Annotated in this window: 24 protein-coding genes; 15 read left to right on the top strand and 9 right to left on the bottom strand. The window is 74.0% G+C overall.

Annotated features, from left to right (window positions below; genetic code table 11):
- Positions 1-5 precede the first annotated feature (5 nt).
- Positions 6-344 (bottom strand): hypothetical protein, encoded by a 339-nt coding sequence (locus tag AC5K6T_RS04590; RefSeq protein WP_493205857.1) that lies wholly within the window; start codon positions 342-344, stop codon positions 6-8.
- Between the two features lie 29 nt (positions 345-373).
- Positions 374-847 (bottom strand): DUF6668 family protein, encoded by a 474-nt coding sequence (locus AC5K6T_RS04585; RefSeq protein WP_493205855.1) that lies wholly within the window; start codon positions 845-847, stop codon positions 374-376.
- 296 nt (positions 848-1,143) lie between these two features.
- Here AC5K6T_RS04585 and AC5K6T_RS04580 point away from each other — a divergent pair, with 296 nt between their 5' ends.
- The 3 genes from AC5K6T_RS04580 (at position 1,144) to AC5K6T_RS04570 (ending at position 4,173) form a co-directional block, all read left to right on the top strand.
- Positions 1,144-2,193, top strand: a complete 1,050-nt coding sequence (locus tag AC5K6T_RS04580) for a bifunctional lytic transglycosylase/C40 family peptidase (RefSeq protein ID WP_493205853.1) — start codon at positions 1,144-1,146, stop codon at positions 2,191-2,193.
- 223 nt (positions 2,194-2,416) lie between these two features.
- Positions 2,417-3,079, top strand: a complete 663-nt coding sequence (locus tag AC5K6T_RS04575; RefSeq protein ID WP_493205852.1) for a hypothetical protein — start codon at positions 2,417-2,419, stop codon at positions 3,077-3,079.
- A 143-nt stretch (positions 3,080-3,222) separates the two neighbouring features.
- Positions 3,223-4,173, top strand: coding sequence for a hypothetical protein (locus AC5K6T_RS04570; protein ID WP_493205850.1), 951 nt, complete (start codon positions 3,223-3,225; stop codon positions 4,171-4,173).
- Positions 4,174-4,185: 12 nt separating this feature from the next.
- On the opposite strand, the gene AC5K6T_RS04565 is transcribed toward AC5K6T_RS04570, so the two are convergent.
- From AC5K6T_RS04565 to AC5K6T_RS04555, 3 genes are all read right to left on the bottom strand, one after another.
- Positions 4,186-4,773 (bottom strand): sigma-70 family RNA polymerase sigma factor, encoded by a 588-nt coding sequence (locus AC5K6T_RS04565; protein WP_493205848.1) that lies wholly within the window; start codon positions 4,771-4,773, stop codon positions 4,186-4,188.
- A gap of 231 nt (positions 4,774-5,004) precedes the next feature.
- Entirely contained in the window at positions 5,005-6,000 is a 996-nt protein-coding gene (locus tag AC5K6T_RS04560) for a hypothetical protein (RefSeq protein WP_493205846.1), read from the bottom strand.
- Between the two features lie 23 nt (positions 6,001-6,023).
- Positions 6,024-6,830, bottom strand: coding sequence for a lytic transglycosylase domain-containing protein (locus tag AC5K6T_RS04555; RefSeq protein ID WP_493205844.1), 807 nt, complete (start codon positions 6,828-6,830; stop codon positions 6,024-6,026).
- A gap of 200 nt (positions 6,831-7,030) precedes the next feature.
- On the opposite strand from AC5K6T_RS04555, the gene AC5K6T_RS04550 reads away from it, so the two are divergent.
- The 8 genes from AC5K6T_RS04550 (at position 7,031) to AC5K6T_RS04515 (ending at position 15,535) form a co-directional block, all read left to right on the top strand.
- The gene (locus AC5K6T_RS04550; protein WP_493205842.1) at positions 7,031-7,651 is read left to right on the top strand and encodes a DUF6668 family protein; all 621 of its coding nucleotides are present in this window, start codon (positions 7,031-7,033) and stop codon (positions 7,649-7,651) included.
- Positions 7,648-7,938, top strand: coding sequence for a hypothetical protein (locus AC5K6T_RS04545; protein ID WP_493205840.1), 291 nt, complete (start codon positions 7,648-7,650; stop codon positions 7,936-7,938). Before AC5K6T_RS04550 ends, AC5K6T_RS04545 begins: the two co-directional genes overlap by 4 nt.
- Positions 7,939-8,000: 62 nt before the next feature.
- The gene (locus tag AC5K6T_RS04540) at positions 8,001-8,303 is read left to right on the top strand and encodes a hypothetical protein (protein WP_493205838.1); all 303 of its coding nucleotides are present in this window, start codon (positions 8,001-8,003) and stop codon (positions 8,301-8,303) included.
- Positions 8,304-8,378: 75 nt separating this feature from the next.
- A complete protein-coding gene (locus tag AC5K6T_RS04535; protein WP_493205836.1) occupies positions 8,379-9,137 on the top strand; it encodes a DUF8175 domain-containg protein in 759 nt (252 codons plus the stop codon).
- Position 9,138: 1 nt separating this feature from the next.
- Entirely contained in the window at positions 9,139-10,317 is a 1,179-nt protein-coding gene (locus AC5K6T_RS04530; protein WP_493205834.1) for a hypothetical protein, read from the top strand.
- Between the two features lie 163 nt (positions 10,318-10,480).
- Entirely contained in the window at positions 10,481-11,977 is a 1,497-nt protein-coding gene (locus AC5K6T_RS04525) for an SCO6880 family protein (RefSeq protein WP_493205833.1), read from the top strand.
- A gap of 242 nt (positions 11,978-12,219) precedes the next feature.
- Positions 12,220-13,635, top strand: coding sequence for a putative type IV secretion/conjugal transfer ATPase (locus tag AC5K6T_RS04520; protein WP_493207334.1), 1,416 nt, complete (start codon positions 12,220-12,222; stop codon positions 13,633-13,635).
- 94 nt (positions 13,636-13,729) lie between these two features.
- Positions 13,730-15,535, top strand: coding sequence for a type IV secretory system conjugative DNA transfer family protein (locus tag AC5K6T_RS04515; RefSeq protein ID WP_493207332.1), 1,806 nt, complete (start codon positions 13,730-13,732; stop codon positions 15,533-15,535).
- A 15-nt stretch (positions 15,536-15,550) separates the two neighbouring features.
- Here the strand turns inward: AC5K6T_RS04515 and AC5K6T_RS04510 are convergent, their stop codons facing one another.
- The gene (locus AC5K6T_RS04510; RefSeq protein ID WP_493205832.1) at positions 15,551-16,744 is read right to left on the bottom strand and encodes a DUF418 domain-containing protein; all 1,194 of its coding nucleotides are present in this window, start codon (positions 16,742-16,744) and stop codon (positions 15,551-15,553) included.
- 316 nt (positions 16,745-17,060) lie between these two features.
- Here AC5K6T_RS04510 and AC5K6T_RS04505 point away from each other — a divergent pair, with 316 nt between their 5' ends.
- Entirely contained in the window at positions 17,061-17,951 is an 891-nt protein-coding gene (locus AC5K6T_RS04505; RefSeq protein WP_493205830.1) for a hypothetical protein, read from the top strand.
- A gap of 66 nt (positions 17,952-18,017) precedes the next feature.
- Here the strand turns inward: AC5K6T_RS04505 and AC5K6T_RS04500 are convergent, their stop codons facing one another.
- The gene (locus AC5K6T_RS04500) at positions 18,018-18,653 is read right to left on the bottom strand and encodes a VanZ family protein (RefSeq protein WP_493205829.1); all 636 of its coding nucleotides are present in this window, start codon (positions 18,651-18,653) and stop codon (positions 18,018-18,020) included.
- Positions 18,654-19,048: 395 nt separating this feature from the next.
- Positions 19,049-19,498: a DUF5707 domain-containing protein gene (locus AC5K6T_RS04495; RefSeq protein ID WP_493205828.1), complete on the bottom strand. Its 450-nt coding sequence runs from the start codon at positions 19,496-19,498 to the stop codon at positions 19,049-19,051.
- 339 nt (positions 19,499-19,837) lie between these two features.
- Between AC5K6T_RS04495 and AC5K6T_RS04490 the strand changes: the two genes are divergently transcribed.
- From AC5K6T_RS04490 to AC5K6T_RS04480, 3 genes are read left to right on the top strand one after another with little or no spacing between them, the layout of a single operon-like run.
- Entirely contained in the window at positions 19,838-22,186 is a 2,349-nt protein-coding gene (locus AC5K6T_RS04490) for a histidine kinase (protein WP_493205826.1), read from the top strand.
- On the top strand, positions 22,183-22,863 hold the full coding sequence (locus AC5K6T_RS04485) for a response regulator (protein ID WP_493205825.1): 681 nt from the start codon (positions 22,183-22,185) through the stop codon (positions 22,861-22,863). Before AC5K6T_RS04490 ends, AC5K6T_RS04485 begins: the two co-directional genes overlap by 4 nt.
- Positions 22,864-22,894: 31 nt before the next feature.
- A complete protein-coding gene (locus tag AC5K6T_RS04480; RefSeq protein ID WP_493205823.1) occupies positions 22,895-23,209 on the top strand; it encodes an SCO4225 family membrane protein in 315 nt (104 codons plus the stop codon).
- Here the strand turns inward: AC5K6T_RS04480 and AC5K6T_RS04475 are convergent.
- Positions 23,206-24,159 (bottom strand): IS481 family transposase, encoded by a 954-nt coding sequence (locus AC5K6T_RS04475; protein ID WP_493205821.1) that lies wholly within the window; start codon positions 24,157-24,159, stop codon positions 23,206-23,208. The two genes, AC5K6T_RS04480 and AC5K6T_RS04475, sit on opposite strands and share 4 nt — an antisense overlap.
- Positions 24,160-24,244: the final 85 nt, after the last annotated feature.

The raw sequence follows: 24,244 nt of genomic DNA, 5'->3' as shown, positions 1-24,244 counted from the left end.
TCGCCCTAGACGAGCGCCCCGACGATCCCGGACGCGGAGCCGACGAGCAGGCACGCCCCGAGGACGAACCCGAGGCCGCGGGCGTGCTCGCGGCCGCCGCCCCGCGAGTGGTCGATCGCCATCCTGGCGGCGACGCCGAAGATGCCCGCGACACACAGGGCGGTGACGCTCCAGGCCACCCACTTCAGCACCGTCAGCAGCCCGTCGGCGCCGGGCGGCGCCTCTCCCCCGCCGACGTCCGGCACGCCCGAGGGTCCGGCGGACGCCGCGGCGAGGTCGGCGAGGTCGGCGAGAGCGGTCATGTGGGGTGAGGCGTCCAGAGCGGCCGCCAGCAAGCTGGACAACGGGGTTCCTCCCGGTAACGGAAACGGGCCTATACGGGCCGGGTGAGTCGGGTCAGGTCGCGGGCCAGCGGGGCGCACTCCCCGGGAAGGTGGGCCGTGGGCGACTCGCCGAGCCGCCAGGGCTCCACCCACGGGATCTCCCACAGCCGGGGCACCGCGCCGGAGACCAGCCGCACCAGGTTCCGCAGGACCTTGGGGCGTCGGCCGGGGGCGTCGGCGACGACGACCAGGCCGAGCAGATCGATGCCGGTGACCATGCCCGAGGCCCACTGCTGCGCCGCGTTCTGCGCGGCCCTGACGCCGTTCGCGCTGGAGCGGGCGACGAGCACGACCGACCGGGAGCCCCCGGACACCGGCCAGGCACGGCCCGCGTCCCGGCCACCGGGCACGGCCCGCTCCAGGGTGCTGACCCCCGCGCCGCCGTGCACCCCGACCCACCACCAGGCGTGTCCGGCGTCCGACCGCGGTCGGGCGACGGGCAGCACCTGGTCGGGCCGCGGCACTCCGGCACCCTGCGGTGCCGCCGGGCCGGTGAGGTCCGCCGACACCTCCTGAACCGATCGCCGGGGTTTCCCGTTGAGGCCCCCGGAGGGGCGCGGCTGCGGCAACCAGGGATTGACATCCGGCACATCCCCCGCCACGGCATCTCCTTCACCTACTGACGCAACAGCCCAAACTTATACACACGTTGCCAATAGTACGCAAGTAGTGATTTTTCAGAAACACCGCATACAGGGCGCGTTGCACACGTTCCGGGTGCACGGTTCTCCGAAACGCATGGATTCCTGGGGGGTTGGACATGAGCGGCCGGGCCGCACAGGCGAGAACGGCGATGCTGGTGACGGGCTGCGCCCTGTTCGGGCTGCTCGGCTCCGTGATCGGTCTGTCGGTGCTGGGGGCCGCGGAGCAGGAACAGGACGCGGCCCCCGTAGGCTTCGCCACCACGCTCGACTCCGGGCGCGTCCCGGCCGGGTTCGTGCCGTGGATCGAACGCGCGGCCCGGCAGTGCGCGGAGGTCAGCGCTCCGCTGCTGGCCGCCCAGATCAAGGCGGAGTCCGGCTGGAACCCCTCCGCGGTGAGCCCGGCCGGCGCGCGGGGCCTGAGCCAGTTCGTCCCCGGCACCTGGGCCACGTGGGGCGTGGACGCGGCCGGCAGGGACGGCAGCCCCCGGCCGGACGGCGTGGCCGACCCGTTCACCCCGGGCGACGCCATCATGACCCAGGCCCGCTACGACTGCTGGCTCGCGGACAGGGTCAGGAGGACGAACGCCGGCGGCGATCCCACCCGGCTGATGCTCGCCGCCTACAACGCGGGGCCCGGCGCGGTCGAGCAGTTCGGCGGCGTTCCTCCGTACCCGGAGACCCAGGCCTACGTCGCCTCGATCATCGCGTCGATGGCCGACCACACCGGCGGCGAACCGGCCCGGACCGGCACCGCGTTCGGCGAACGGGTGGTGGCGGCCGCCAGGAAGTGGCTCGGCACCCCCTACTCGTGGGGCGGCGGCGGGCCGGAGGGCCCCGGGCGCGGGGTCGCGCAGGGTGCGAACACGGTCGGCTTCGACTGCTCCAGCCTCGTGCAGTACGCGGTCTACCAGGCAGGCGGCGGCGGAATACTCCTGCCGCGGGTCTCCCAGCTCCAGGTCACCGCGGGCACCCCGGTGTCCCGCGACGAGATGCGGCCCGGTGACGTGATCGGGTTCAACCTGCACGGCAGTTACGACCATGTCGGCATCTACATCGGCCGCGGGCAGTTCGTCCACGCGCCGAAGACCGGCGACGTGGTGAGGATCAGCAGCCTCGGCGAGCCCTACTACGCCGGCCGGCCCCAGAAGGTGCGGCGCTTCGGATGACCCGCAGGGACTGCCTCGGCCTGTCCGCTCCTCCCCGGCCCGTCCGCGGTCCGACACCGCGATGCGCAGTGCCCGGTCACACGCTCCGTCCCGGCCGACGCGTCACGCCGTCAGCCGGGAACCGGACACCACGACGAGCGGCCCACCCGCGCAGACCGGTCGGAGGACGCTGGAAGCGCGCAGCTCACAGCCGTCCGGCCGGACAAGAGAAGGGAGACCTGCAATGACCCTCTCCGGTACGCGAGGTGCACCGGGCACCACCGCGGTGGTCGCGGCGACGCTCGCGTTCGTCCTCGCCGTGGGCGGCTGCGGCTCCGGCGGCGGGCGGCGCGACGCGGCCACGACGCCGTCGGCTCCCGACGCCACCGGCACCGGCCCGTATCCGGCCCCGTCCGGCCCCGGCGAGGCCTCGCCCCTGCCGACGGGCCCCGGGGGCACCCCCCGGGGAAGCACCACCCGGCCCGGCGACGTCGACCAGAAGGACGCCGACGCGGTCGGCCGGGGCGCGCTCACGGTGATGTGGACGTTCGACACCGTCGTCGACGGCGGCCCCCACGACGCCGGTGTGCGCGCCGCGGACGCGGGCTGGCTGACCCCGGCGTACGCAGCGCGGCTGCGTGCGCACCGGCCCCGCTCGGTGCCCGGCGCCCGGTGGCGGGAGTGGGCCGGTCACCGTGCCTCCACCGTCGTCACGCTGAAAGAGGCCGAGGACGCCGCGATACCTCCCGACACCGGCACGGAGGCATGGCGGCAGTGGGCCGTGACCGCCACCCCGCGCGGCCGCGACCGGTGGACGGGCGAGCCCGCCACCGTCGTCGCGTATGTGCGGCTCACCCGCGCGGCAGCCGGCCGCGCGTGGCGGGTCGCCGACGTCACCGTCCGCTGAGCGGTCCCGGGCAGCGAGGCACGTCCCCGCGCCGCTCGACGGCCCGGCCCCGACCGCCCGACGGCCCGCGCCTCACCGGCACCCCGGACCGCCGCCCGACGGCCCGGCCCCGACGGCCCGGCCCCGACACCCGGAGACAGTTCATGCACACGCCGCACGAGTCCACCGACGTGCCCGCCTGGCCGGTCTACACCCTCGCCGTGCACGACGACGGCCGGGTCGTCGCCTCCGGCCCGCTGGTCCCCGTCACCAGGCACCCCAGCCGTACCTCGGCCGTCGGCACGGTGGCCGCCGCGGCCACCAGGCTCGGCCGTCCGGTGCGGGCCAGGGCCACCGAGCCGGACGGCACCGTATGGCACCTGGCCGTGTCGCCCGACGGCGCGGTGAGCGAGCTCCCGGGCGGCGGACAGCGTGCGAGGGCGCCGAAGAGAGGCGACGGCAGGCCTCCGGCCCACCCGGCGAGGGCCGCCACCGCCCCGGCCGGAGCACCCGGGGTGGCCGAACCGGATCCGCGCACCGGGCCCGACGCGTACGCCGAGTCGCTGGCCCTGATCACGGAGCACCTTCAGGCCGGCCGTGTCGACCGGGCCGCGGAGCTCGCCGCGCTGCTCGACGAACAGGCGGCCGGCGCTCTCGGTGTCTCCCACCCCGACGCCCTGGGCATCCGCGAGGTGCGGGCCCGCGTCGCCGTCCTGGCCGGAGACGCCGGCGGCGGCGTGCGGCTGTTCCGCGACGTCGCCGAGCGCTGGCACTACCGGGGGGACGGCGAGCGGGCCGAGGCCGCGGCGGCTCGCGCCGAGACGGTCTGGCTGCAGATCACCGACCTGGACACGGCGCTGTCGGCCGGGATCGGCGTGGTCCGCCTGCGCAACCAGATCCCGGGTGAGGACGGCAGCGCGCTCACCGCCGTCCTGGAACACCAGGCATGGCTGGCAGCGGCCCGCGCGGCGGGCGGCGAGCCGCTGCCGCGCGCGCACCCCGCGGAACCGCTGCCCCGAGCGCTTCCCGCGGCGGACCGGTCCGCCGCGGCGCGGGGACGGCGCCCGATGCCGTCCTGGGAGCGCCCCGCACAGGACGCCGAGGCGGCGAGATGAGTCCGCGGCGCCTCACGCCGCGGGCGTGGACCACCACGCGGGCTTCACGCCGACCTCCTCGTCGGGAGCCGCGACGACGCCCAGGGCCATCCGCAGGGCCCGCACCGCGTGGTACAGGCGTGACTTGACGGTGCCCGGCGGGATACCGAGCACGTGGGCCGCCTCGCGCGTCGACCTGCCGGTGTAGTAGGTCTCGTACAGCACCTCGCGGTGCTTGGGTGACAGCGCCTTGAACGCGTCCCTGAGCACCACCGAGGACAGCAGCCGGTCGACGTCGTCGCGCTTCGCCAGCAGTTCGTCCAGCCAGACGGTGCCGTCGACCTCCTGGGGGCGGGCCATGCGCAGCCGGTACTCGTCGACGACGAGATTGCGGGCCACCCGGAACAGCCACGGCCGCAGGGGCTCGCCGCTCTCCAGGTCCTGGGTGCGCCAGCAGCGCAGGAACGTCTCCTGCACCACGTCCTCCGCTCTGTGCTGATCGCCTCCCAGCAGCCGCAGCACAAACTTGTACAGATCCCCGGCCTGCCGGTCGTACAACGTGCGCATCGCTCGTTCCCGGGCGGTGACCGCTCCCGTGGAACCCATGACGGTCCAGCTCAAGGTCGCACTCCCTCGTCCTGTGACCTCGTGACGGAGGTCGGGTTTCGAGGCCGTGGTCAGCGGCCTCGATTCGCGGGGAGTCTTGCGAGGGGAGTTCCACGTCGTGTTGACGGGCGATTGACGGCACGAGCGGCTCATGGCGGCGCGATGCCGGGCCGCACAGGGTGGCGGCGGGGCCGCACACGCCGTGGCACTGGGCCACCGCCGCCCTGCCGAGCTGGGGTTTCCCGCTCAGACGGCTCCGTTGACGTGGGGGGCCGGCGCGGCGGTCAGGGCGTGCATACGGCGATTGACGAGGTGCGGCACCGCGGTGTCCGTCACGGCCGGCCCGTCCTGGTGCGGGTGCACGGGCCACACGGCGAGCAGGGTGGCGAGCAGGGCCCGGCCGTGGTCGACGGCGGACGGCACGTCGTCGTTCAGCAGCCACGCCGCGACCGCGCGCGTCAGCTCCTCACGGGCCCGGGGGTCGCCCTGCCGGTGGCGGATCCGGGCGAGTTCGATGCAGGTGGCCGTGGCGAGGCGGTGGTTGTCGCTCCGGTGTGCGACGAACGCCTCCAGGGCGTGCGCCTCCAGCGTGTGGGGGTGCGAGGGGCCGAAGGCGCGTGCGGTGTGCTCCCGCAGCCGGAAGGCGAGCGCCGCCGCCCGTTCCCGTGCGCCGCTGTCCAGGGACCGGCGCACGAGCGCGACGAGTTCGGCGAGCTCGGCCGGGATCTGCGCGTCCCCGGTGACGGGTCGTGGCCCGGCCGGGTGCGCGGGCCCGGCCGGAGCGGCACCGGCGGGCGAGGACGGTCCGGCGGCGGACGGCGCTCCGCCCGCGGACAGCGGCTCACCGGCGTGCGCCGGCCCGGCCGCGGACGCCGGCCCGGCCGCGGGCGGTGGCGGTCCGGCGGCGGGACGGGGCTCCGCCTCGGGCCTCTCGTCGCGCTGCTCGTGGCGGAGGACCCGGCTCGAACCGTCGGGGGCGACCTCGACTCGGGTGGTGCAGCCCTCCTGCCGGTCGAGGATCGCCGCCTCCACGGGCGCGCCCAGAGCCTGCGCCCGACGGTGCATCGCATCGAGCACGGCCACGTGAACGGGCCGGCCGTCCGGTACGGGCAGGGGTGCGCCGTTGACCAGCGCACTGCCGTCCGGGCGTATCAGCACCTCGACCGCAGCGGAGGAGGCCGGCGGCCGCGCAGCCGGGCCGTCGTGTGCGTCCTGGTCCCGTCGGGTGCGTGTGCGCCACACTGGCCGGCTCCTTGCTGGGCTGGTCACGACGAGGGCGTGGGCCGCGGGCTGAGAGAGGGGTACGGCGACTCGTACGGCATGTCGACGGAGTTGGAGTACAGGACGAAGCCCGACCTGACGCCGATGACGTAGCTCTGCGCCCGGTCGTTGTCCGGTACGCCCTTCGCCTGCCTGACCGCGTCCAGGCCACTGTCGTACGCCGCCAGGGTCAGGTCCAGGGGATCCCCCTCGGCCTCGTTGCCGGCGACGAGCGTGTCGATCTCCGCGGCCAGTGAGCACATGTACCGGGACTGCGCCTTGATCGAGTCCGCGGCGTCCAGGCCCGAGGTCTTGCCGTTGTCGTCCGCGTCCTCGCCGAACTCCTTGAACTTGTCCGGGGGCACCTGGGAGATGCCCTCGGCCCCGTCGGGGCCGACCAGCTTCTCGTTCCACCCCGACTCCAGCTGGATCTGCGCGGCGACGACGATGGAGCCGATCTGCGGGCACTCGTTCCCGGCCTCCTCGACGAGCGTGACGTACGCGGAGGGCACGGTGGCGGAGTTCAGCTGCCCCTTGCCGTCGCTCCTGAACGCGGCGACGACCTGGTCGTTGTCCAGCCCCCCTCCGTCGCTGTCGTCGCCGCAGGGCAGGAGGTTGATCTTGCAGAGAAGCATCAGCGGCCAGAACACGAACCCGAGGAGGCACGCGACCAGCGTCCCGATGGCGAGGACGACGAGGAGGACGAAGGCGATGCACCCCAGGACCGGCGCTCCGGCCAGTCCGGCGAAGAGCACCGTGTTCCTGGTCCTGTCCTTCTGGGCCTGCTCGTCCTCGCCGGCAGCTGCGCTCACGTCCCGTCACACCCCTTGCGTTCGCCCGCACGACCCGGGTCCCCGGCGGCCTTGAACCAGGTCACCGGTTTTCCCGTAGTGGCTGCCCGACGGATCACCGCGAGCACCGCACGCCGCAACGGACACGGCGCTCCATCAGTTCAATCCGGGATCCGCCGCAGTACGCGAACGAGGGGAAACGAGGGAAGGGGTGGACGCGCATGGGCGTCCCTTCGGCGACGTCCGCCGGCTCGCAGATGTGGGTCCGCGGACCGGTCGCACAACAGGCCGCGCCGCCACCGGCCGCACCGGCGCGTACGGCACCGGCCGCACCGTCGCGCCCCGCGGCCCGGACCGCGCTGCCCGGGCCCCCCGCGCCGGCCGGAGGAGCGCCGTCGGCGTCCCCGGGCCACCAGGTCGCCTGGGTCACCGCGCACGGGGGCTCCGGGGCGAGCACGCTCGCCCGGGTCCTGGGCGGCGCGGACCTCGGCCGTCGGTGGCCCGACCCGGCCAGGGGTGAGCCCGGCCGGGTGCTGGTGGTGGCACGCACCCACACCGCGGGCATGAGGGCGGCGTCCCAGGCACTGAACGCACTGCGCAAGGGGGAGCATCCCGCGGGAGTGCAGCTCCTGGCCGTCGTGCTGGTCGCCGACGCGCCGGGACGGCTGCCGCGCCCGCTGGGCCGACGCGTGCGGGTGCTGCGTTCGGCGGCCGAGGTCCACCGCGTTCCGTGGGTCCCGGCCTGGCGCCTCGGCGAGGAGGCCGGCCAACTGCCCAGGGCGGTGCGCGTGCTGGCCCGAAGCATCGCGGCTCGGGCCGGGCAGGCGGGGAGGGCGAGGTGAAGCCGTCGGCCGGCTGGATCACCAGGGCGGGCATCAACCCCGACGACTTCGGCCCTCACGGACCCTTCGACCCGCAGCCCCAGGCCGGCGAACTGCTCGGCTACCTCTCCTGGATGGTGTCGGCCGCCTCCGTGGGGGGCCTGGTGGTCGTGGGCACCCAGATGGCCCTGCAGCTGCGCCGCGGCGAAATGGGCGAAGGGGCGACCTATTTCAGAGGGGGCTTCTTCGTCATCGGCGCCTGCGTCCTCGGCACCTCCGCCGCACCGATCGTCAATTTCCTGCTGTAGCCGGCTCCCAGCCGGCCGGACAAGCCCCTGCTCGCTTCCTGCAACACCTTACGGAGAATCCCATGAAGGACACCCTGCACCTCCTCCACCTGGCCGGCGGGAACCATCTGGCGAACGGTGACGTCCCGCAGCCGACGAAGAACGCCCCGGGTGTACTCACCGAGAAGGTGAACCTCGTTCTGGGCATCGCGGCGTGGGCGGGTACCGCCGCCGGTGTGGCGGGTGTCCTCATCACGGGAATCATGATGGCCGTGTCCATGAAGCGCGGTGAGGGGTCGGAGCACCTCAGCCGCCTCGGCATGGTGGCGGGCGGCTGCGTCCTCGTGGCCACCGCGGGGCCCGTCGTCGAGTTCCTCTTCGCCTAGGGCGTGTCTCGCCCCAGAACCCGACCGCAGGAGAGGCCCGTCGACATGTTCGGCACAAAACGAAAAAGAGGTCCGGTGGACGGGCCTTTCTACAAGGAGCAGGGCTGGATCAATGCGGCCCTGTTCCTGGGATTCATCGTGGTCATGTCGCTGATGGCCTTCGTGAACGACACCATGGGTCCGGACAGCGGCACGGGCGAGGACGGCTCGGCCGGAAGCCGGGAGACGCTCGCCGGGCTCGGCGGTCCGCTGTCTCCCGGCGACCCGCAGCGGGTCCGGCAGGGTCCGGGTGGCCGCGCGGAGAACTGCCGTACCGACGACCGGGACACCGCGCGTCCCACCGCCGCGCCGACGGACGTGCGGTGGCGCAAGCTCGTCGCCGTCATGGTGCCCACCTCGCCGTCGGCCGGCCCGCTGCGCACCGAGGCCACCATGTGGTGGTGCTTCGCCCACACGCCCACGGGGGCGGTGCTGGCGGCCCACGTCATTCCCGTCGAGTTGAGCGGCGCCGCCTGGCGCATGGTCACGGAGCAGCAGGTGGTGCCCGGCGAGCCGCGCGACGCGTTCGTCGACGGCAAGGCGAGGGCCGACGAGACGGACCTGGAGGAGCGCGCCATCGGGCGGTTCGCGGGCTACTCCCTGGCGTCGTACTCGGGCGACTCCGCGACCGTACGGCTGCTCCTCACCAGTCCCACCGGCGGCTACCTGTCGACGTCGGTGTCCGTGCGCTGGCGGGAGGGCGACTGGAAGGTGGCGCTGCGGCCCGACGCGTCCCTCTACTCGGCCGTGAGACGGACAGCGGATCCCGACGGCTTCGTCATGTGGGGAGGGTGACATGCTGCTGGCTGCTCAGGGCGAAGGGTGCGACGGCGGACTCGATCTCCTCGGCATGTTCGACGATCCCATCGGCGAGATGATCGAAATGGTCGCCAAGATCGTGATCAAGGGCGCCATCGGGATCTTCAGCGCCGTCGGAGACATCGATTCCATCAACAAGGGCGCGTCGAACAAGATCGGCGGCGCGACACAGTGGATCGTCGTGTACCTCGCGTGCGGCTCGCTGCTCGTCGCCGCCGTCAAGATGGCGCTGGAGCGGCGCGGAGAACCGGGCACGACCGCGATGAAGGGCGTCCTGCGCGTCGTCGTGGTCTCCGCGGCCGCGACCGCTCTGATCGACTCGTTCGTCGGGCTCACCGAGCGGTACCACGACTACTTGTTCGACAGCACCCTCGCCGCCCTGATGTCCGGGGTCAACTGCCCCGGCAGTGCGGTCATCCCGGACATGCTGCTGCTGGTCATCGGGTGTCTGCTGATCCTTGCCGGCATCGTCCACGCGATCCTGATGTGGGTCCGGCTCGGCGTGATGATCATGCTGATGGGCACGCTGCCCCTGGCGGCCGCCGCCTCCATCACGGACTGGGGCGGTACCTGGTGGCGCAAGCACATCGGCTGGATGATCGCCTGGCTGCTGTACAAGCCCACGGTCGCTCTCATCATGTACTCGGGGGCCGTCATGGTCGACAAGTCGGAGGGGTACAGCAACGCCGACACACAGCTCGCGGGAATGGCCACCCTGCTGTTGTCGGCCGTCGCCCTGCCGGCGCTCATGAGACTGGTCGTCCCGGCGACGGCCGCCCTCGGCGGCGACTCGGCCGGGTCCGCCGCCATGGGCCTGGCCGGCGGCCTCGCCTCCGGAGCGGTGGCGCTGGCCGACTCGGGCGGCCGCAGCGGCAGCGGCGGCGCCGGCGGTGCCTCCGGGTCCCGCGGCCCCTCGGGGGCGAGCGGCGGTGACGGCGCGCCCGGCGGAGCGGGCCGCCGTGGCGCAGGCGGCGGGACCTCGTCAGCGGGCACGTCCGCAGAGGCGGGAGCCGCGGCGAACCCCGCCCTCGCCGCGATGACCGTGGTGGGGAAGATCGCCAAGGGTTCCGTGAACGTCGCCCGGAGCGGGATCGAGGGCGCCGACGGGGAACAGGGCAGCGGCGGCGGCAGCAGTGGCGGCAGCGGCGGCCGCTGAGCGTCACCGGACCGGGCGGGGCGGGGCCTTCCTCCGCGCCCGGCCCGCCGCCCGGCCCCCGGTCCACGGCTGAGGCCGCGCCCCCGGACTGATCGACGGGCGCGGCCGGGCCCTCCCCGGCCGTCCTCGCGTTCCATCCAACGGAAGGGAAACACGTACAGCCATGTCCACCGAAACCGCCACCGCTGACCCGACGTACGGGAACTGGCGCAGGCCGAGGCGGCCCGGCCTCGGTCCGTTCGGGCTCGTCGGCACCATCGGGCTGTTCGGCGGGCTCGTCCTCGACCTGTTGGTGTCGCTGATCTCACTGCACGTCACCCTGGTCGTGCTCGTCATCCAGTGCGTGTTCCTGCTCCCGCTGGCCGTGCGCACCCAGGACGGGCGCAACGTCTACCAGCTCACCGCCCTGCGCATCGGCTGGTTCCGGCGCAGGGCCAAGGGGGTGACCACCTATGTCTCCGGTCCGCTGTCGCAGCGGCCGGGCGGCAGGTTCCGCCCGCCGGGACTGCTCAGCCGGGTCAGGGTGACGGAGGGCAGGGACGCCTACGACCAGCCGTTCGGCGTGCTGCACCACCCCGGCAGGAACCTGTACACCATCGTGCTCGGCTGCGAACCCGACGGCGGATCCCTGGTCGACCCCGACCAGGTCGACAACTGGGTCGCGGCATGGGGCCACTGGCTGGCCCGGCTGTCCGGCGAGCCGAACCTGCGCGGGGCCTCGGTGATCGTGGAGACAGCCCCCGACACCGGAACCCGGCTGGCCAACGAGGTGCTGCCGCGCATCGACCCGGGCGCCCCGGCGGCGGCGCGGGCCGTGATGGAGGAGGTGGTGCAGCGCTATCCGACCGCCTCCTCGGAGATGCACACCTACCTCGCGCTGACCTACGGGATGCCGGCCGGGCAGAAACGCAGGAGCGAGGACATCATCGCCGACCTGGCCGTCCGCATTCCCGGCCTGCTGGACGGAGTGGTGAGGGCGGGCGGTGGGCCCGCCGCCCCCTTGTCGGCCGAGAACATCGCCGAGGTCGTCCGGGTGGCCTACGACCCGGCCGTGGCGGCCGACGTCCTCGAAGCCCGTGCCGTCCACGGCGGCACCGGCCTGGACTGGGACGACGCCGGTCCCGCGGCGGCCGTCGAGAAGGTCAACGCGTACCAGCACGACTCGGGGGTGTCACGGACCTGGATGCTCACTCTGGCACCGCGCGGCACGGTGCGCGCCCAGGTGCTGCGCGGCCTGCTGGAGGACGCGCCCGGCACCCGCCGCAAGCGGGTGGCCCTGCTGTACCGGCCCATCGACCCGGCGACCTCGGCGCGCATCGTCGAGGCCGACCGGCGGGCGGCCCAGTTCATGGCCACCTCCCGGCGCGGCATGGTGCAGGCGCGCGCCGTCAACGAGGTGCGCGCCGCCGAGCAGACGGCGGTGGAGGAGGCCACCGGGGCCGGCCTGGTGGAGTTCTCGCTGATGGTCACGGTGACGGTCGACTCCGACGCCGAGCTGACGGAGGCGAACATGACGGTGCGCAATCTGCTCGCCGGAGCACGGCTGTTGATGCGCCCGGCCGACCGGATGCAGGCGGCGGCCTTCAGCTGCACACTGCCGGTCGGGATCCTGCCGTGGGAGCACACGCTGATGCCGCGCGAGCTGAAGGAAGCGCTGTGAGGACCGAGGAGACGGGCGGCAGGGGCAGGGGCGCGCACCAGGACGACCTCGCCCCGGTCGGGTACCGGGACGAGGACCCGGACCACAGGTCCCCGAGGAGCGGGAAGAAGAAGAGCGGGAAGAACAGCGGGAAGAACAGCGGGAAGAACAGCGGGAAGAAGAACAAGCCCGGCCGGCCGGCCGGGGAGCCGCTCGCTCCCGTCCGCGGCTGGTCCGGCCCCGGCGGCGGGCAGGTCGCCCACCTGGACCCGCCGTCGATGTGGCGGGCCACCACCGTGCAGGCCTGCGGGCTGTGGCCGTTCGCGGCGGGCTCCGGCGCGCCCATGACCGGCGTCCCGCTGGGACAGCACCTGTTCACCGGAGCCACCGTGTGCGGCGACCCGATGTCGTGGTTCACCCGCGCCCACTACATCTCCAATCCGTCGCTGTTCATGCTCGGCATGCCGGGCCTGGGCAAGTCCACCCTGGTCAACCGTATGCTCATCGGTCTGGCCGCCACCGGCGTGGTGCCGCTGGTGCTGGGCGACCTGAAGCCCGACTACGCCGACACCGTGCGCGCCCTGGGCGGCCAGGTCATCTCCATCGGCCGCGGCGTGGGCGGTGTCAACGTCCTCGATCCCGGTGCCATGGGAGCGGCCGCCCGGAGGATCGGCGGCGAGGCGGGAAGGGTGCTGGACGCGGAGACCCACGGCCGTGTGCTCAACATGGTCGCCGCACTCGTCACCATCGTGCGCGACCGCGCCATGGACGACCACGAGCAGTCCGTGCTGTCCGCCGCCCTGCACCATCTGCGCGAACGCACACCGCCGGGCCGCGCGCCGCTGCTGCCCGACCTGGTGCGGGTCATCGCCGAAGGCCCCGACCGGGTGCGGGCGGTGACCCTGGACCGCGGGGAGGAGACCCGCTACCGCGACGCGGTGGATCCGCTGCACCGTTCGCTGCTCGGCATCCTGGACGGGCCGTTGGGGGACACGTTCGCCTCCGAGACCTCCACCCGCATCGACCTCGGCTCGACCGCGGTGTGCATGGACATCTCCCGGATCGGGGAGGCGGACACCCAGCTCACGGCGGCGGCGATGCTCGCGGCCTGGTCCGACGGCCTGGGCACGGTGGCCGCCTCGCACGCGCTGGCGGACGCCGGACTCACGCCCCGGCGCTGGTTCTTCACCGTGCTCGACGAGCTGTGGCGGCCGCTGCGCGCGGCCTCCGGCATCGTGGACCGCATCGACGCGCTGACCCGCCTCAACCGCACCCTCGGCCTCGGCGACGCCAAGATCACACACACCCTGAAGGACGCCGAGGCGCTGGGCACCGACGCCGACCGGGTCAAGGCGCGCGGCTTCGTCGAGCGCGCCGGCATGGTGGTGTGCGCGGGGCTGCCCCGCCAGGAGATGGAGGAGCTCGGGCATGTCGTGGGCCTGTCCCGCCGGGAGATCGAACTGGTCTCCTCCTGGTCCTCGCCGCCGGGCTGGGCCGCGAGCGGGGACCGCGAGGAACCGCCCGGACGCGGCCGATTCCTGATCAAGGTCGGTGGCCGGCCCGGCATCCCGATCCAGGTCGCCATCACCGACACCGAGCGGCGTCTGCACGACACCAACAAGCGGTGGGCGGCGAACAGGCCCGCCGACGGCTCCCGGCACGTCGGCTTCTCCGAGTGACCCGTGGCGGACGACAAGAGGTGAACCACGTGAACGCAAGTGCGGCCGGTGCCGGAAGGCGCACCCGGTGAGCGGCAACGCGGCCAAGGGCCGCATGTACGGCGGCGAACTCGTGCCGTGGGCGGTCGTGTCGGTGTCCGGCGTGCTCCTCGTGCTCTTCGGGAGCGTCTGGCTGGGCGGGACGCTGGGCGCCGCGGTGACCGGGGCGGGCTGGCACCCGCCCGAGTTCGGCCTGTCCTCGTTCGGCACCCTGCTGACCGAGGGCCCGGGCACCCTCTGGCCGGGGGCGTCGTCGGTCGGCGTGACGGCCGGGATCGTCCTGCTCCTCTGCGCCGTCGTCGCACTGTGCGTCGTGGCCGCGCTCAGGGTGATGAGCCACCTCTCGCGGCCCAGGGGACTGGCCGGCCGCCGTGAGCTGGCCGCCCTCGCCCCGGCCGGCGTCGCGGCCCGCGCCCGCGACCTGCGCCCCTCGCTCAAGGGCCGGAAGGAGCTCCACCCCGACGAGACGGGCAACCTCCTCGGCGACCTCTCACCCGGCGGCCCCGAACTGCGCTCCTCCTTCGAGGACGTGGAGCTCGACCTGATGGCGCCGCGGGCCGGCAAGTCCACCGGTATCGCCGTCCCCCGCGTGCTGCGCGCGCAGGGTGCGGTGCTGCTGACCTCCAACAAGTCCGACGTGTACGCCGTGACCCGCGCCGCACGCGAGAAGGCCGGCCGGGTGTGGACGTTCGACCCGCAGGGCATCGCCCACGCCCCCCGCGAGATGTGGTGGGACATCCTCGCCGACTGCCACACCATCGAGGGCGCCCGCCGGCTGGCCGGGCACTTCGTGGCGTCCGTCAACGACGACCAGTCCAAGAAGGACTTCTGGATCTCCGCGGCGCAGAACACCCTCACGGCGCTGTTCCTCGCCGCCGCCCGCGGCAGGGCGTCCGTGCTCGACCTGCTCGCCTGGCTCGCCGACCCGGCCGACCGCACGCCGGTCGATCTGCTGCGGGACGTCGGCATGGTCGCCATGGCGGAGCAGTTGCAGGGCACGGTCCGCGGTGCGGTGGAGACCCGCGACGGCATCTACGAGACCGCCCGGCAGTGCGTGGCCTGTCTGCTCGACCCGGAGATCGTGGCCTGGGTGACACCCGACCCGCGTCTGCCGCAGTTCAGGCCGCACGAGCACGTGCTCGGCCGGGACACCCTCTATCTGCTGTCCAAGGACGGCGGCGGCTCGGCCGCGGGCGTGATCGCGGGCCTCGCCGACGCGACCATGAGGGCGGGCGTGGTCGCCGCCGAGCGCATGGGCGGCCGGCTCGATCCGCCGATGACGGCGGTCCTCGACGAGGCCGCCAACGTCTGCCGCATCTCCGACCTGCCGGACCTGTACAGCCACTTCGGCTCGCGCGGCATCAACGTCGTCACCCTGCTGCAGAGTTACCGCCAGGGCAGCCGCGTGTGGGGCGAGGCGGGCATGGACGCGATGTGGAGCGCGGCCACGGTCAAACTGCTCGGCGCGGGCCTGGACGACGCCGACTTCGTGGAGAAGATCTCCAAGCTCGTCGGCAACCACGACGTGCGCACCCCGTCGGTCTCCAGGAGCAAGGAGGGGACGTCGCGGTCGTACTCCTACCGCCTGGACCCGGTCCTGCCCGCGGACCGCATCCGCGCCCTGCCCAAGGGCACGGCCCTGTTGCTGGCCACCGGTGTGCGCCCCGCCCTGATACGGCTGCGCCCCTGGTACAAGGAGCCGGACGCCGGCACGGTCTCGGCAGCGGCCAGGGCGGAGACGGCCGCCATCACCGAACGGGCCGCCCGCTCCTGGTCCGGCGGCCCGGCCGCGGCGGTCGAGGACTCGGCGCGCAGATGGCAGCGGGAGGCGGTCACCCCGCCGAGGCCGTACGGAGGGTAGGGGCACCGCGCGGCTTCAGGGCCGCCGCGCCAGCGTCGCCGTACGCAGCAGCCACTCGGCCGGGCCGTGTCGTACGCGGCGCAGCAGGCGGCTGCTGACGGTGAGTTGTGCCGCGTACAGGACGACGGCCCCGGCCAGGACCGCCGCCGTGCCGTGGCGGCCGTACCGGGCCAGGCCGTAGCCGGTGAAGACGAACGCCCCCACCAGTGACTGGGTGAGGTAGTGGGTCAGGGCCATCCGCCCGGCCGGCGCCAGGACGTCCCCGAGCCGCCGGCCGGGGCCGGTGCGCAGCAGAAGCAGCAGGCCGCAGGCGTACGCGGCGGTCAGGGCCGGGGCGGTCAGGACGCCGACGGCCGATCCGACGTCGTACCAGCGCGCGTCGAGCGGGCCGTTGCGGCACACCGCCGTGAAGACGCCGCCGGCCAGCCCGGCCGGCAGTCCGCAGCGGAGGATCCGCGTCATCCACGGGCGGTACCGGTCCGTCTCGGCGAGCACCCTGCGGCGGCCTGCGGCCAGTCCGGCGAGGAGTGCGGCCAGCATGTCGGCTCCGTAGAGGATGTTCCAGCCCAGCGCGTCGCGCAGCGACCGCAGGCGGGCCCCGACGACCGCACCGGGCTCGCCCCGGTGGGCCGTCACCCACTCGTGCACCACGGCCGTGACGTCCTGCGGACGCAGCGGCTGGGCGTAGGCGACCGTGAGCCAGCCCCAGGCCAGCAGGCAGGCCGCGGTGCCGGCGACGAGCCAGGCCGCGGTCCGGAGCAGGGTGGGTGACGCGGTGTCCCGGACGGCGAACAGTACGAGACTCAGCACCGCGTACACCGTCAGGACGTCGCCGGAGAACAGCAGCACGCCGTGGGCGAGGCCCAGCAGGAACAGGCAGCTCAGCCGACGCAGATGCCGGGGCGCGAAGGGGGCGCCGGCGTGCTCGGCCGCGGCCCGTTGCAGGGTGAAGCTGTATCCGAACACGAACGAGAACAGCAGGTAGAACTTGCCCGAGGCCAGAGCCGTGACCAGCCACGCGGCCACCTGGTCGACCTGTGACAGGACCGGCTCCCCGCCCGCCCCCACCCGCGGCCCGGCCATCGCCTGCACATTGACCAGCAGGATGCCCAGCAGCGCGAACCCCCGCAGGACGTCGACCTCCCGGAGACGGCTCGGCGACGGCGCTGCGGCCGGGGAGCGGGCGGGTGTGCGGGACGAGAAGAGCATGCGGGCCTCCCTGACCGGCGACTACGGCTCAGGGGGGCACGACGGCACGTGCCCGGGGACGGTTCAGTCGGGGACGTGACGTCGAGAGCATGACATCGGGGGTGTGACATCGCGAGCACGACGTCGGGAGCGTGACATCGGGGGCACGACGTCGGGGGTGTGACACCGCGAGCACGACGTCGGGAGCGTGGCGTCGGGAGCGCCCGGTGCCGCGTGACGGAACTGAACCCTCCGGCCACTTCGCACGTTGCGGCCTGGCAGCAGGGACCCGATCACCGCCGTCGATCCGACCGGATCCGACCGGAAAGGCTGCCGCATGCGGATCTTCCACCGTCCGCCGGGACGTGCCCGGCACGACGCCCCCCACGAGACCGGCACGCTCCACTCCGGCGGGGTGGGCGTCCGCACGCAACCCCCGGCCGGCCCGGACCGTGCCGCGGCCGTCCGCAGCAGCGCCGCGCGCGGGCGCAGAACGTGGTCCCGTGCGATCCGCGACCACGTCGGCCGTGTGCTGCAGACGGCGGACGGACCGCCCCCGGCGGAGTTCCTCGCCGCCGAGCGGCTTCTCGCCCGGCTGCGTCCCTGGGTGGTCACCCGGGACAGCATCGAGCCCGACATCCGCTGGTACACCCACGCCCGTGTCGTCGCGCCCGGCCTGTGCGAGGTCCTCGCCCTGGATCTGGACGACAGTGTGCTGCCGCTGACCGACGACGCGCTGGCACCCCTGGGCGGCGTCGTCGATCTGCGGACGCAGGCGCTGGACAGCCTCCGCGCGCTTCCGGTGGACGGCCGCACGACCCTGCACGGCCCGGAGGGCCTTCGCTTCCACGTGGTGACGGGCGGCTCCTTCTTCACCTCCAGCCGTGTCCTGACGGCGGACGAACTCGCCCACCACCTCACCGGGCGCGGCCTCGGTCCGGACGGCGCTCTGGTGGCCATGCCGAACCGTCACCAGCTGGCCCTCTGTCCCGTCGACACCGTCCACGGCACCGATCTGCTCCCGGCGCTCCGCTGCATGGCCGCCTTCACCACCGACCGTTTCGAGGACGCGGTCGGCCGGGTCAGCCCGGACGTCTACTGGTGGCACCGGGGTACGCTCACCCGGCTCGTCCGGCAGGACGGCGGGGAGCCGGAGTTCACGCGGAACGCGGAGTTCGAGGTGCTGCTGATGCGGCTCGCCGGCAACGGCGCCACGGGGCGCCTGTGATGCCGGCCGGGAAGGTGCCATGCCTCGGGACGGGTGCCGGGAGAGCGGACGGTCAGGAGCGGACGGTCAGGAGCGGACGGTGGCGGACTCCTCCCCGGGACGCGTCGTGGGACGGGCGCCGGTCCGTCCCTTCGAGGCGAACGCGGAGCCCGGCAGGGCAAGAGGCACGAGCAGCCGGGCGACGGCCGGGATGCGGGCCGCGCCGTGAAGGACCACGCAGCCGAGGAATCCGCCGAGCGTGTTGACGAGGAGGTCGGTGGTGTCCGTCAGACGGGCGTTGTTGCACACGACGTACATGAGGAGCTGGGTCAGCTCGATGGAGAGGCTCACCGCGGCCGTGACGGCGGTGACCCGCCCCACGGAGCCGACCCGGGCGGACATCACGGGCAGCAGCATGCCGAGCGGGACCATGAGGATCACGTTGGCGAGGATGCTGGGGTCGGGGCCGGGCGCCGGTGTCCAGTTGATCTGGTCGGTCCACGGCATGAGGTTGGCGTACGGGCCGTAGGTCACCGTGACCGGGAAGAGCGTGAGGGCGAGGACGCCGGCGGCGTACGCGGCGGCCAGCAGGCGGGTCACCGCGTGCCTTCCGGTCCAGCCGGCCCGGCCCTGCCGTGCGCGGACGGCCACCAGCACGCCGAACGCGGCCAGCAGCGGCCCCAGCACGGTGGGGGCGGCGATCTCGAAGTTGATGTCGTCCATGGGAGTCACTCCTCGGTGTGGCGGACGGGGGTGCCGGCGACGTCCGGCGGCCGGCCGTCTCTCGCCCGCCGCACCCGCCCCGCCTCGACGGCCTGGAGGCGGGGCGTGCCTCATCGAAGCGGAGGTCGCCGCCGGACTGCCGGTCTCCGTGGGCACGGTGAAGACTCGTCCGGGCCGTGTCCGGTGCAAGCGCCCCGCCCGCAGTCGCGTCGGGATCGCCGCGTGGGCCCGGCGGCCGGGCATCGTCGATCCGCGGGGGCTCGGCCTGCTTCGACCAGGCTGACGGAGAACAGGGATCCCCCGGGGGCCCCCGGCGGTTTCCGGCGGTCGGGCACCACGGGGATCGACCGGCTGCGGCCGGGAGCTCAGCGAGGCGCCCGGCCGCAGTCCGCGGGTCAGCGTGCGACATCGAAGGTGGCGGCGCGCGGCACGAACGTCGTGTCCCCGTCCGCCGCCGTCGCCAGAGCCGAGACGTACCAGGTGCCGTGGGCCAGTTCGGCCGCCTCCTGCTTCGTGGCCTTCAGCGTGTAGGTGCAGTGGGCCGTCTCGTCCGAGGTGCTCTCGCACCTGGCGGTCTCCGCCGAGCGCAGCTCCGCCTCGGTCGGGTCCAGCTTCGAACTCGCGGGCCAGACGAGGACCTTGAGGTTTCGGATGCCGGAGTCGTCGCTCACGTCCACGGTGTAGGTGAACGAGCCCGCGCCGTCGTCGGACGGAGCCGCGTAGCGGGCCGAGCCGTTCTCCATGGTCGGCTCCGTGGAGGACGAGGCCAGTGCGAGACCGCCGGCGGTCACTCCGGCGAGGGCCGCGGCGCCGATGAGCGAAGAGATGAGAATGCGCTTGGGCATGGAAGATCCCCTTGGGTTCGGTGAAGAGGCGGAGAGGTGAAGAGGTGGAGAGGCGGAGAGGTGAAGAGGCGGAGAGGTGAAGGTGCGGAACGGCGTGGAGGCGCTGACAGCTCGTGGGAACCGCTGTCGGAACCGGTCTTGGAGGTGGTCGTTCAGGCGGTGGCCGACCGCGCCGTCGATGGGATCGAGCCTATGGCCGCGGACGTGGCGCCGTCCTCACGCTGCGGGACGATCGGCGCCTCGAACCACGGCTGCAGGCTCTGCACCCCAGGTAAGAGACCGGAATCCGCCTTCAGCCGGAGTCGGGCCGCTCACCTGCGGCCTTAGCCTTGATCCGGCATGAATCGAACCGATGACCGGCTGCTCCCGGTCCTGCTGATCTGCGCCCAGGCCGTGGTGTGGCCCGGGTCGTCCCTGGTGCGCGGGGCCGTTCCGCCCGCGTCCGCCCTCTTCGTGGCGGCCCTGGTCGCCGGAGTGGTGACGGCCGCGCTCGCCCTCCGCCGTGTCCGCCCGGTGGCCGCCCTCGTCGCGGTCGCCGCGGCCTGTGCGCTGGGTGCCGGGCCCCTGCCCGCCGGGGCGACGGCGGTACTCGGCACCGCGGGTGTCGCGCTGGGCCTGTTCACCGTGGCGACCGGACGCGACGGCTTCACCGCCGTGCTGTGCGTGGTGGCGCTGTCCGCCTGGCAGCTCCTGCAGGGCATCAGCCTGCACGGACTCAGCGACCGGGACGGACTCGACGTCGCCCTGACCGCGGTGCTGTACGCCGCCGCGTGCGGCGCCGGCCTTCTCGTACGGCGCAGAGGGCTCGCCCGGAGCGCGGGCGAACAGCTGCTGAAGCGGGCCGAGTCCGAGCGCCACCGGCTCCCGCTGGCCGAACGGCGCCGTATGGAAAGGGAGTTGCACGACGTCAGCGCCCACCATCTGACGGCCGTCGTGGTCACGGCGGGGGCGGCCCTCGGGCTGCGCGAACGTCGTCCGCACCTTGCCCGGGAAGCCCTTGGGTTCGCGATCGAGAAGGGCGGCGAGGTCACTCGGGCGCTGGGCGCGGTGCGGGCCCCGGCACCCTCCCGAGACGCCCTGCCGTCGGCGGAGGAACGGCTGCTGGACCTGGTCGCGGGGTTCCGGCGCCTGGGCCACCGGACGGACTGCGGGATCGACCCCCTGCCGGACGGCGCCGTCGCCGACGCGGCGTACGGCATCGTGCGCGAGGCCCTGACCAACGTGGCACGGCACGCACCCGGAGCGCGGACCAGGGTGCGGGTCCGGTACGGCGACACCCGCACCGATGTGGTGGTGACGAGCGCGGCACCGCCGGCCGGTGCCGCGGCGCACGGTGCGGGGCTCGGCGGGGGCCGCGGCCAGGGACTGCTGCGGTCCCGGGCCCGGGAGGCGGGCGGCACCCTCACCACCGGCGCGACGGCGGACGGCGGCTGGGAGGTCCGTGCGGTCCTGCCGGGCAGGACCGCCGGCCCGGTGGGCCGTCCCGTTCCGCGAAGGCACCGCCTGGCGCAACTGACGGTCGCCGTCGGTCTGGTCGTACAGCCGCTGCTCCCGGCGCTGGTCATCCGGGCGCAGGACGCGTCGAGCGGGACGCCGGTGTCCGCGGGCGCGCTCTTCGCCCTGCTGACCGCGGCGCAGACGGTCGCACTGCTGTGGCTGCGCCGGGCACCCCGCGCGGCCCACGGCGTGCTGCTCGGTCTGCCCCTGCTGTGGCCGGTGGCGATGGCCGTGGGCGACTACACCGGTCCGGTGGCCCTGCCGCCCGCACTGAGCCTGCTGGCGACCTGTGCGGCGCTCGCGGCGGACGCGGCCCGTACGGCCGCCGGTCCGTCCCGTGCCGCCGAGCACCCGCGCGTGCTCCTTCCGGCCCGCCCGCCCCGGCCGCGGTCGGCCCTCCCGGGCGCCGCCGTGGCGGCGCATGCGGCGGCCGCGTCGGCAGCCGTCCTGGACCGGGGTACGACCGTCCCCGTCTGGGCCGTCGCAGCGTGGGCGACGGGCGCCGCGTTCCTCGCGGTGGGCGCGGCCCGCTGGGCGGGGAGCCTGCACGGGCGGGGCGCCCGGGCCGGCCTGGCCACGCGGAACGAGCGCCTCGCCGCCTTCACCGAGGAGGCCGTCCGGGACGCGTGGGCCGAGCGGCGCAGGATCGCCGCCGGACTGGAGAGCACCGTGCTCGCCCGCACCGCCGACATGGTCGCGGAGGCGGAGGCGGGCCGGCTCGACGCGACCGCCGACCGCGCCCGGGAGGCCCTGGCCGCGATGCGCGCTCTGCTCGACACGGTCCAGAAGAGCGAGAACGGGCCCGAGCTGCGCCCGCAGCCCACCCTGCAGGCGCTCGACCTGCTCGCCCACCAACTCCGGGCCACCGGCCGTGACGTCGAGATACGACTGACCGACCGGGTACCGGGACGACTGCCCACCGCCGTCGACCTGGCCGCCTACCACGCCGCCGAGACGGTGCTCACGGCCGGCGGCGCGGAGCCGGCGGTGCTCGAACTCGACGCGGACGCGGACACGTTGACACTCACCGCCACCGGGGTTCCCCGAGTCGCCGACCCCGCCGTCTCCCAGCGGCTGGCCACGCGGGTCTCGGCACTCGGCGGCACCCTGACCACCGGCCCGCGGGGCACGGTCCACCTCCGGCTGCCGCTCGCGCCGGACAACCGGGACGACGAGGAGAGAGAACGATGAGCCTCAAGGTGCTGGTCGCCGACGACCAGGGCATCGTACGGGCGGGGTTCGCCGCCGTGATCGACGCCGAGGAGGACATGACGGTCGTCGGCGAGGCCGCGGACGGCGCCGCCGCGGTGCGGCTCGCCGAAGAGCTGGCACCCGACGTGGTCGTCATGGACGTACGCATGCCCGAACTGGACGGTATCGCCGCCACCCGCATCATCACCGGCCGCCGGGACGCGCCCAGGGTCCTCGTCCTGACCACCTTCGACCTCGACGCGTACGTCCTCGAAGCGCTGCGCGCCGGCGCCTCGGGCTTTCTCCTCAAGGACGTGCACCCCTCGGAACTGCTGCAGGGCATCCGGGTGGTGGCGGCCGGCGAGAGCGTGCTCGCCCCGTCCACGACCCGCCGCCTCATCGGCCACTACGTGTCCCGGCCGGGTACGGGGGTCCCGGCCGGGAGCACCCCCGAGCTGGACAGCCTGACCGGCAGCCAGCGGGGCGTCCTCACCCTGGTGGCGTCCGGCCTCACCAACGCGGAGATCGCCGAGCAACTCGGCATCACCGTGGGCACCGTGAAGTCCCATGTGAACGCGGTGCTCCGCAAGCTCGGCCTGCGCGACCGCGTACAGGCGACGATCCTCGCCTACGACCTCGGGCTGGCCCGCCCGAACCCACCCGGCACCCACCTCTGACCACCTCGACGCAGCCAAGGAGCCCCACCCCATGACCGGCCGGTCCTTCTCCCGCAGCCTGCGCCGCACCCACGGCGAGGCCGCCGTCCTCGTCTATCTGGCGCTCTGTGCCGTCCTGCTCGGGTGGGCGCTCGTGGTGACCCTGGGCGACGACTCGGGTGAGTCCATGGCGGGCGTCGTCCCGCTGCTCGCCACCGCCCCGGGCAGCCTCGTCCTCCTCGTGCTGCCGGACGGCCCCGTGTGGTTCGTCGCTGCCGTCGCCGTCGGGGCGGAGGCCAACGCCGCGGTCATCGGCTGGTGCGCCCGCACCCTGCGCCGCGACGACCGTCCGGACCCCGGGGCCTAGGTGTATTGCCCTGTGAGGTTGGGGACGCGGCTGGCGGGTGGTTTGCCCTTCAGCGCGGTGTGTCCGCGGTGGTGATTGTAGGTGTGCAGCCACTGGGGGAAGGCGTCGCGTCGTTCCTGTTCTGAGCGGTAGGGGCGGGCGTAGGCCCATTCGTCGAGCAGGGTGCGGTTGAGGCGTTCGACCTTGCCGTTGGTCTGGGGCCGGTAGGGCCGGGTTCGTTTGTGGGTGATCCCGGCCGCTGCCGGCGTGTCGCGCCAGGCGTGGGACTTGTAGCAGGAGCCGTTGTCGGTCAGGACGCGCTCGACGGTGATCCCGACGCCGGTGAAGTAGGCGTGGGCCCGGGTCCAGAAGGCGGTGGCGGTTTCTTTCTTCTCGTCGGTGAGGATCTCGCTGTAGGCGAGGCGGGAGTGGTCGTCGACGGCGGTGTGGATGTAGCTGTAGCCGGCGTTCCGGCGGTTCTTGCGGCCGGCCTGGCGGCCCAGGGTCTTGTGGCCGCCGCCGTCGGGGATGTTGCCGAGCTTCTTGATGTCCACGTGCACCAGTTCGCCGGGACGTTCGCGTTCGTAGCGGCGTATGTTCCGGCCGGTGGCCCGGTCCAGGTGCGTGAGGCGGGCCAGGCCGTAGCGGGTCAGGACCCGGTGGACGGTGGAGGGCACCAGGTCCAGCAGGTGCGCGATGCGGGCCGGTCCCCACCGGCGCAGGAGCCGGATCTTGATGATCCGGCGTTCGGTGCGGGTCGGCGTCCGCCGGGGGCTGTGGTGCGGGCGGGAGGAGTGGTCGGCCATTCCGGCCTCGCCCAGGGCCCGGTAGCGGGCGGCCCACCGCTGGGCGGTGGTGGGCGAGACCTGGAACCGCTCGGCGGCCCGCCGCAGCGGCCAGCCGTCCTCGACCACACAGCGGGCCAGGCGCAGGCGTCCGGTCTCGGTCAGGGGTGCATTACGGTGGGGCACGAGGGCCTTTCTGGTCGGTGTAGACGTCGCAATCCACACCGAACCCGGAAGGCCCTCACCCGTTCAAGCAGTCCCAGCCGAGACC

The organism is Streptomyces sp. B8-7 (assembly GCF_058833805.1).
Note: the sequence above shows the minus strand (reverse complement) of the source record. Positions and strands in the feature narration are given on the sequence as shown.

What these genes read in the sequence shown, in the direction of transcription:
- AC5K6T_RS04580 (WP_493205853.1), top strand. Translation starts at nt 1,144, where the DNA reads ATGAGCGGCCGGGCCGCACAGGCGAGAACGGCGATGCTGGTGACGGGC.
- AC5K6T_RS04575 (WP_493205852.1), top strand. Translation starts at nt 2,417, where the DNA reads ATGACCCTCTCCGGTACGCGAGGTGCACCGGGCACCACCGCGGTGGTC.
- AC5K6T_RS04570 (WP_493205850.1), top strand. Translation starts at nt 3,223, where the DNA reads ATGCACACGCCGCACGAGTCCACCGACGTGCCCGCCTGGCCGGTCTAC.
- AC5K6T_RS04550 (WP_493205842.1), top strand. Translation starts at nt 7,031, where the DNA reads ATGGGCGTCCCTTCGGCGACGTCCGCCGGCTCGCAGATGTGGGTCCGC.
- AC5K6T_RS04540 (WP_493205838.1), top strand. Translation starts at nt 8,001, where the DNA reads ATGAAGGACACCCTGCACCTCCTCCACCTGGCCGGCGGGAACCATCTG.
- AC5K6T_RS04530 (WP_493205834.1), top strand. Translation starts at nt 9,139, where the DNA reads ATGCTGCTGGCTGCTCAGGGCGAAGGGTGCGACGGCGGACTCGATCTC.
- AC5K6T_RS04525 (WP_493205833.1), top strand. Translation starts at nt 10,481, where the DNA reads ATGTCCACCGAAACCGCCACCGCTGACCCGACGTACGGGAACTGGCGC.
- AC5K6T_RS04515 (WP_493207332.1), top strand. Translation starts at nt 13,730, where the DNA reads ATGTACGGCGGCGAACTCGTGCCGTGGGCGGTCGTGTCGGTGTCCGGC.
- AC5K6T_RS04510 (WP_493205832.1), bottom strand. Translation starts at nt 16,744, where the DNA reads ATGCTCTTCTCGTCCCGCACACCCGCCCGCTCCCCGGCCGCAGCGCCG.
- AC5K6T_RS04505 (WP_493205830.1), top strand. Translation starts at nt 17,061, where the DNA reads ATGCGGATCTTCCACCGTCCGCCGGGACGTGCCCGGCACGACGCCCCC.
- AC5K6T_RS04500 (WP_493205829.1), bottom strand. Translation starts at nt 18,653, where the DNA reads ATGGACGACATCAACTTCGAGATCGCCGCCCCCACCGTGCTGGGGCCG.
- AC5K6T_RS04495 (WP_493205828.1), bottom strand. Translation starts at nt 19,498, where the DNA reads ATGCCCAAGCGCATTCTCATCTCTTCGCTCATCGGCGCCGCGGCCCTC.
- AC5K6T_RS04490 (WP_493205826.1), top strand. Translation starts at nt 19,838, where the DNA reads ATGAATCGAACCGATGACCGGCTGCTCCCGGTCCTGCTGATCTGCGCC.
- AC5K6T_RS04485 (WP_493205825.1), top strand. Translation starts at nt 22,183, where the DNA reads ATGAGCCTCAAGGTGCTGGTCGCCGACGACCAGGGCATCGTACGGGCG.
- AC5K6T_RS04480 (WP_493205823.1), top strand. Translation starts at nt 22,895, where the DNA reads ATGACCGGCCGGTCCTTCTCCCGCAGCCTGCGCCGCACCCACGGCGAG.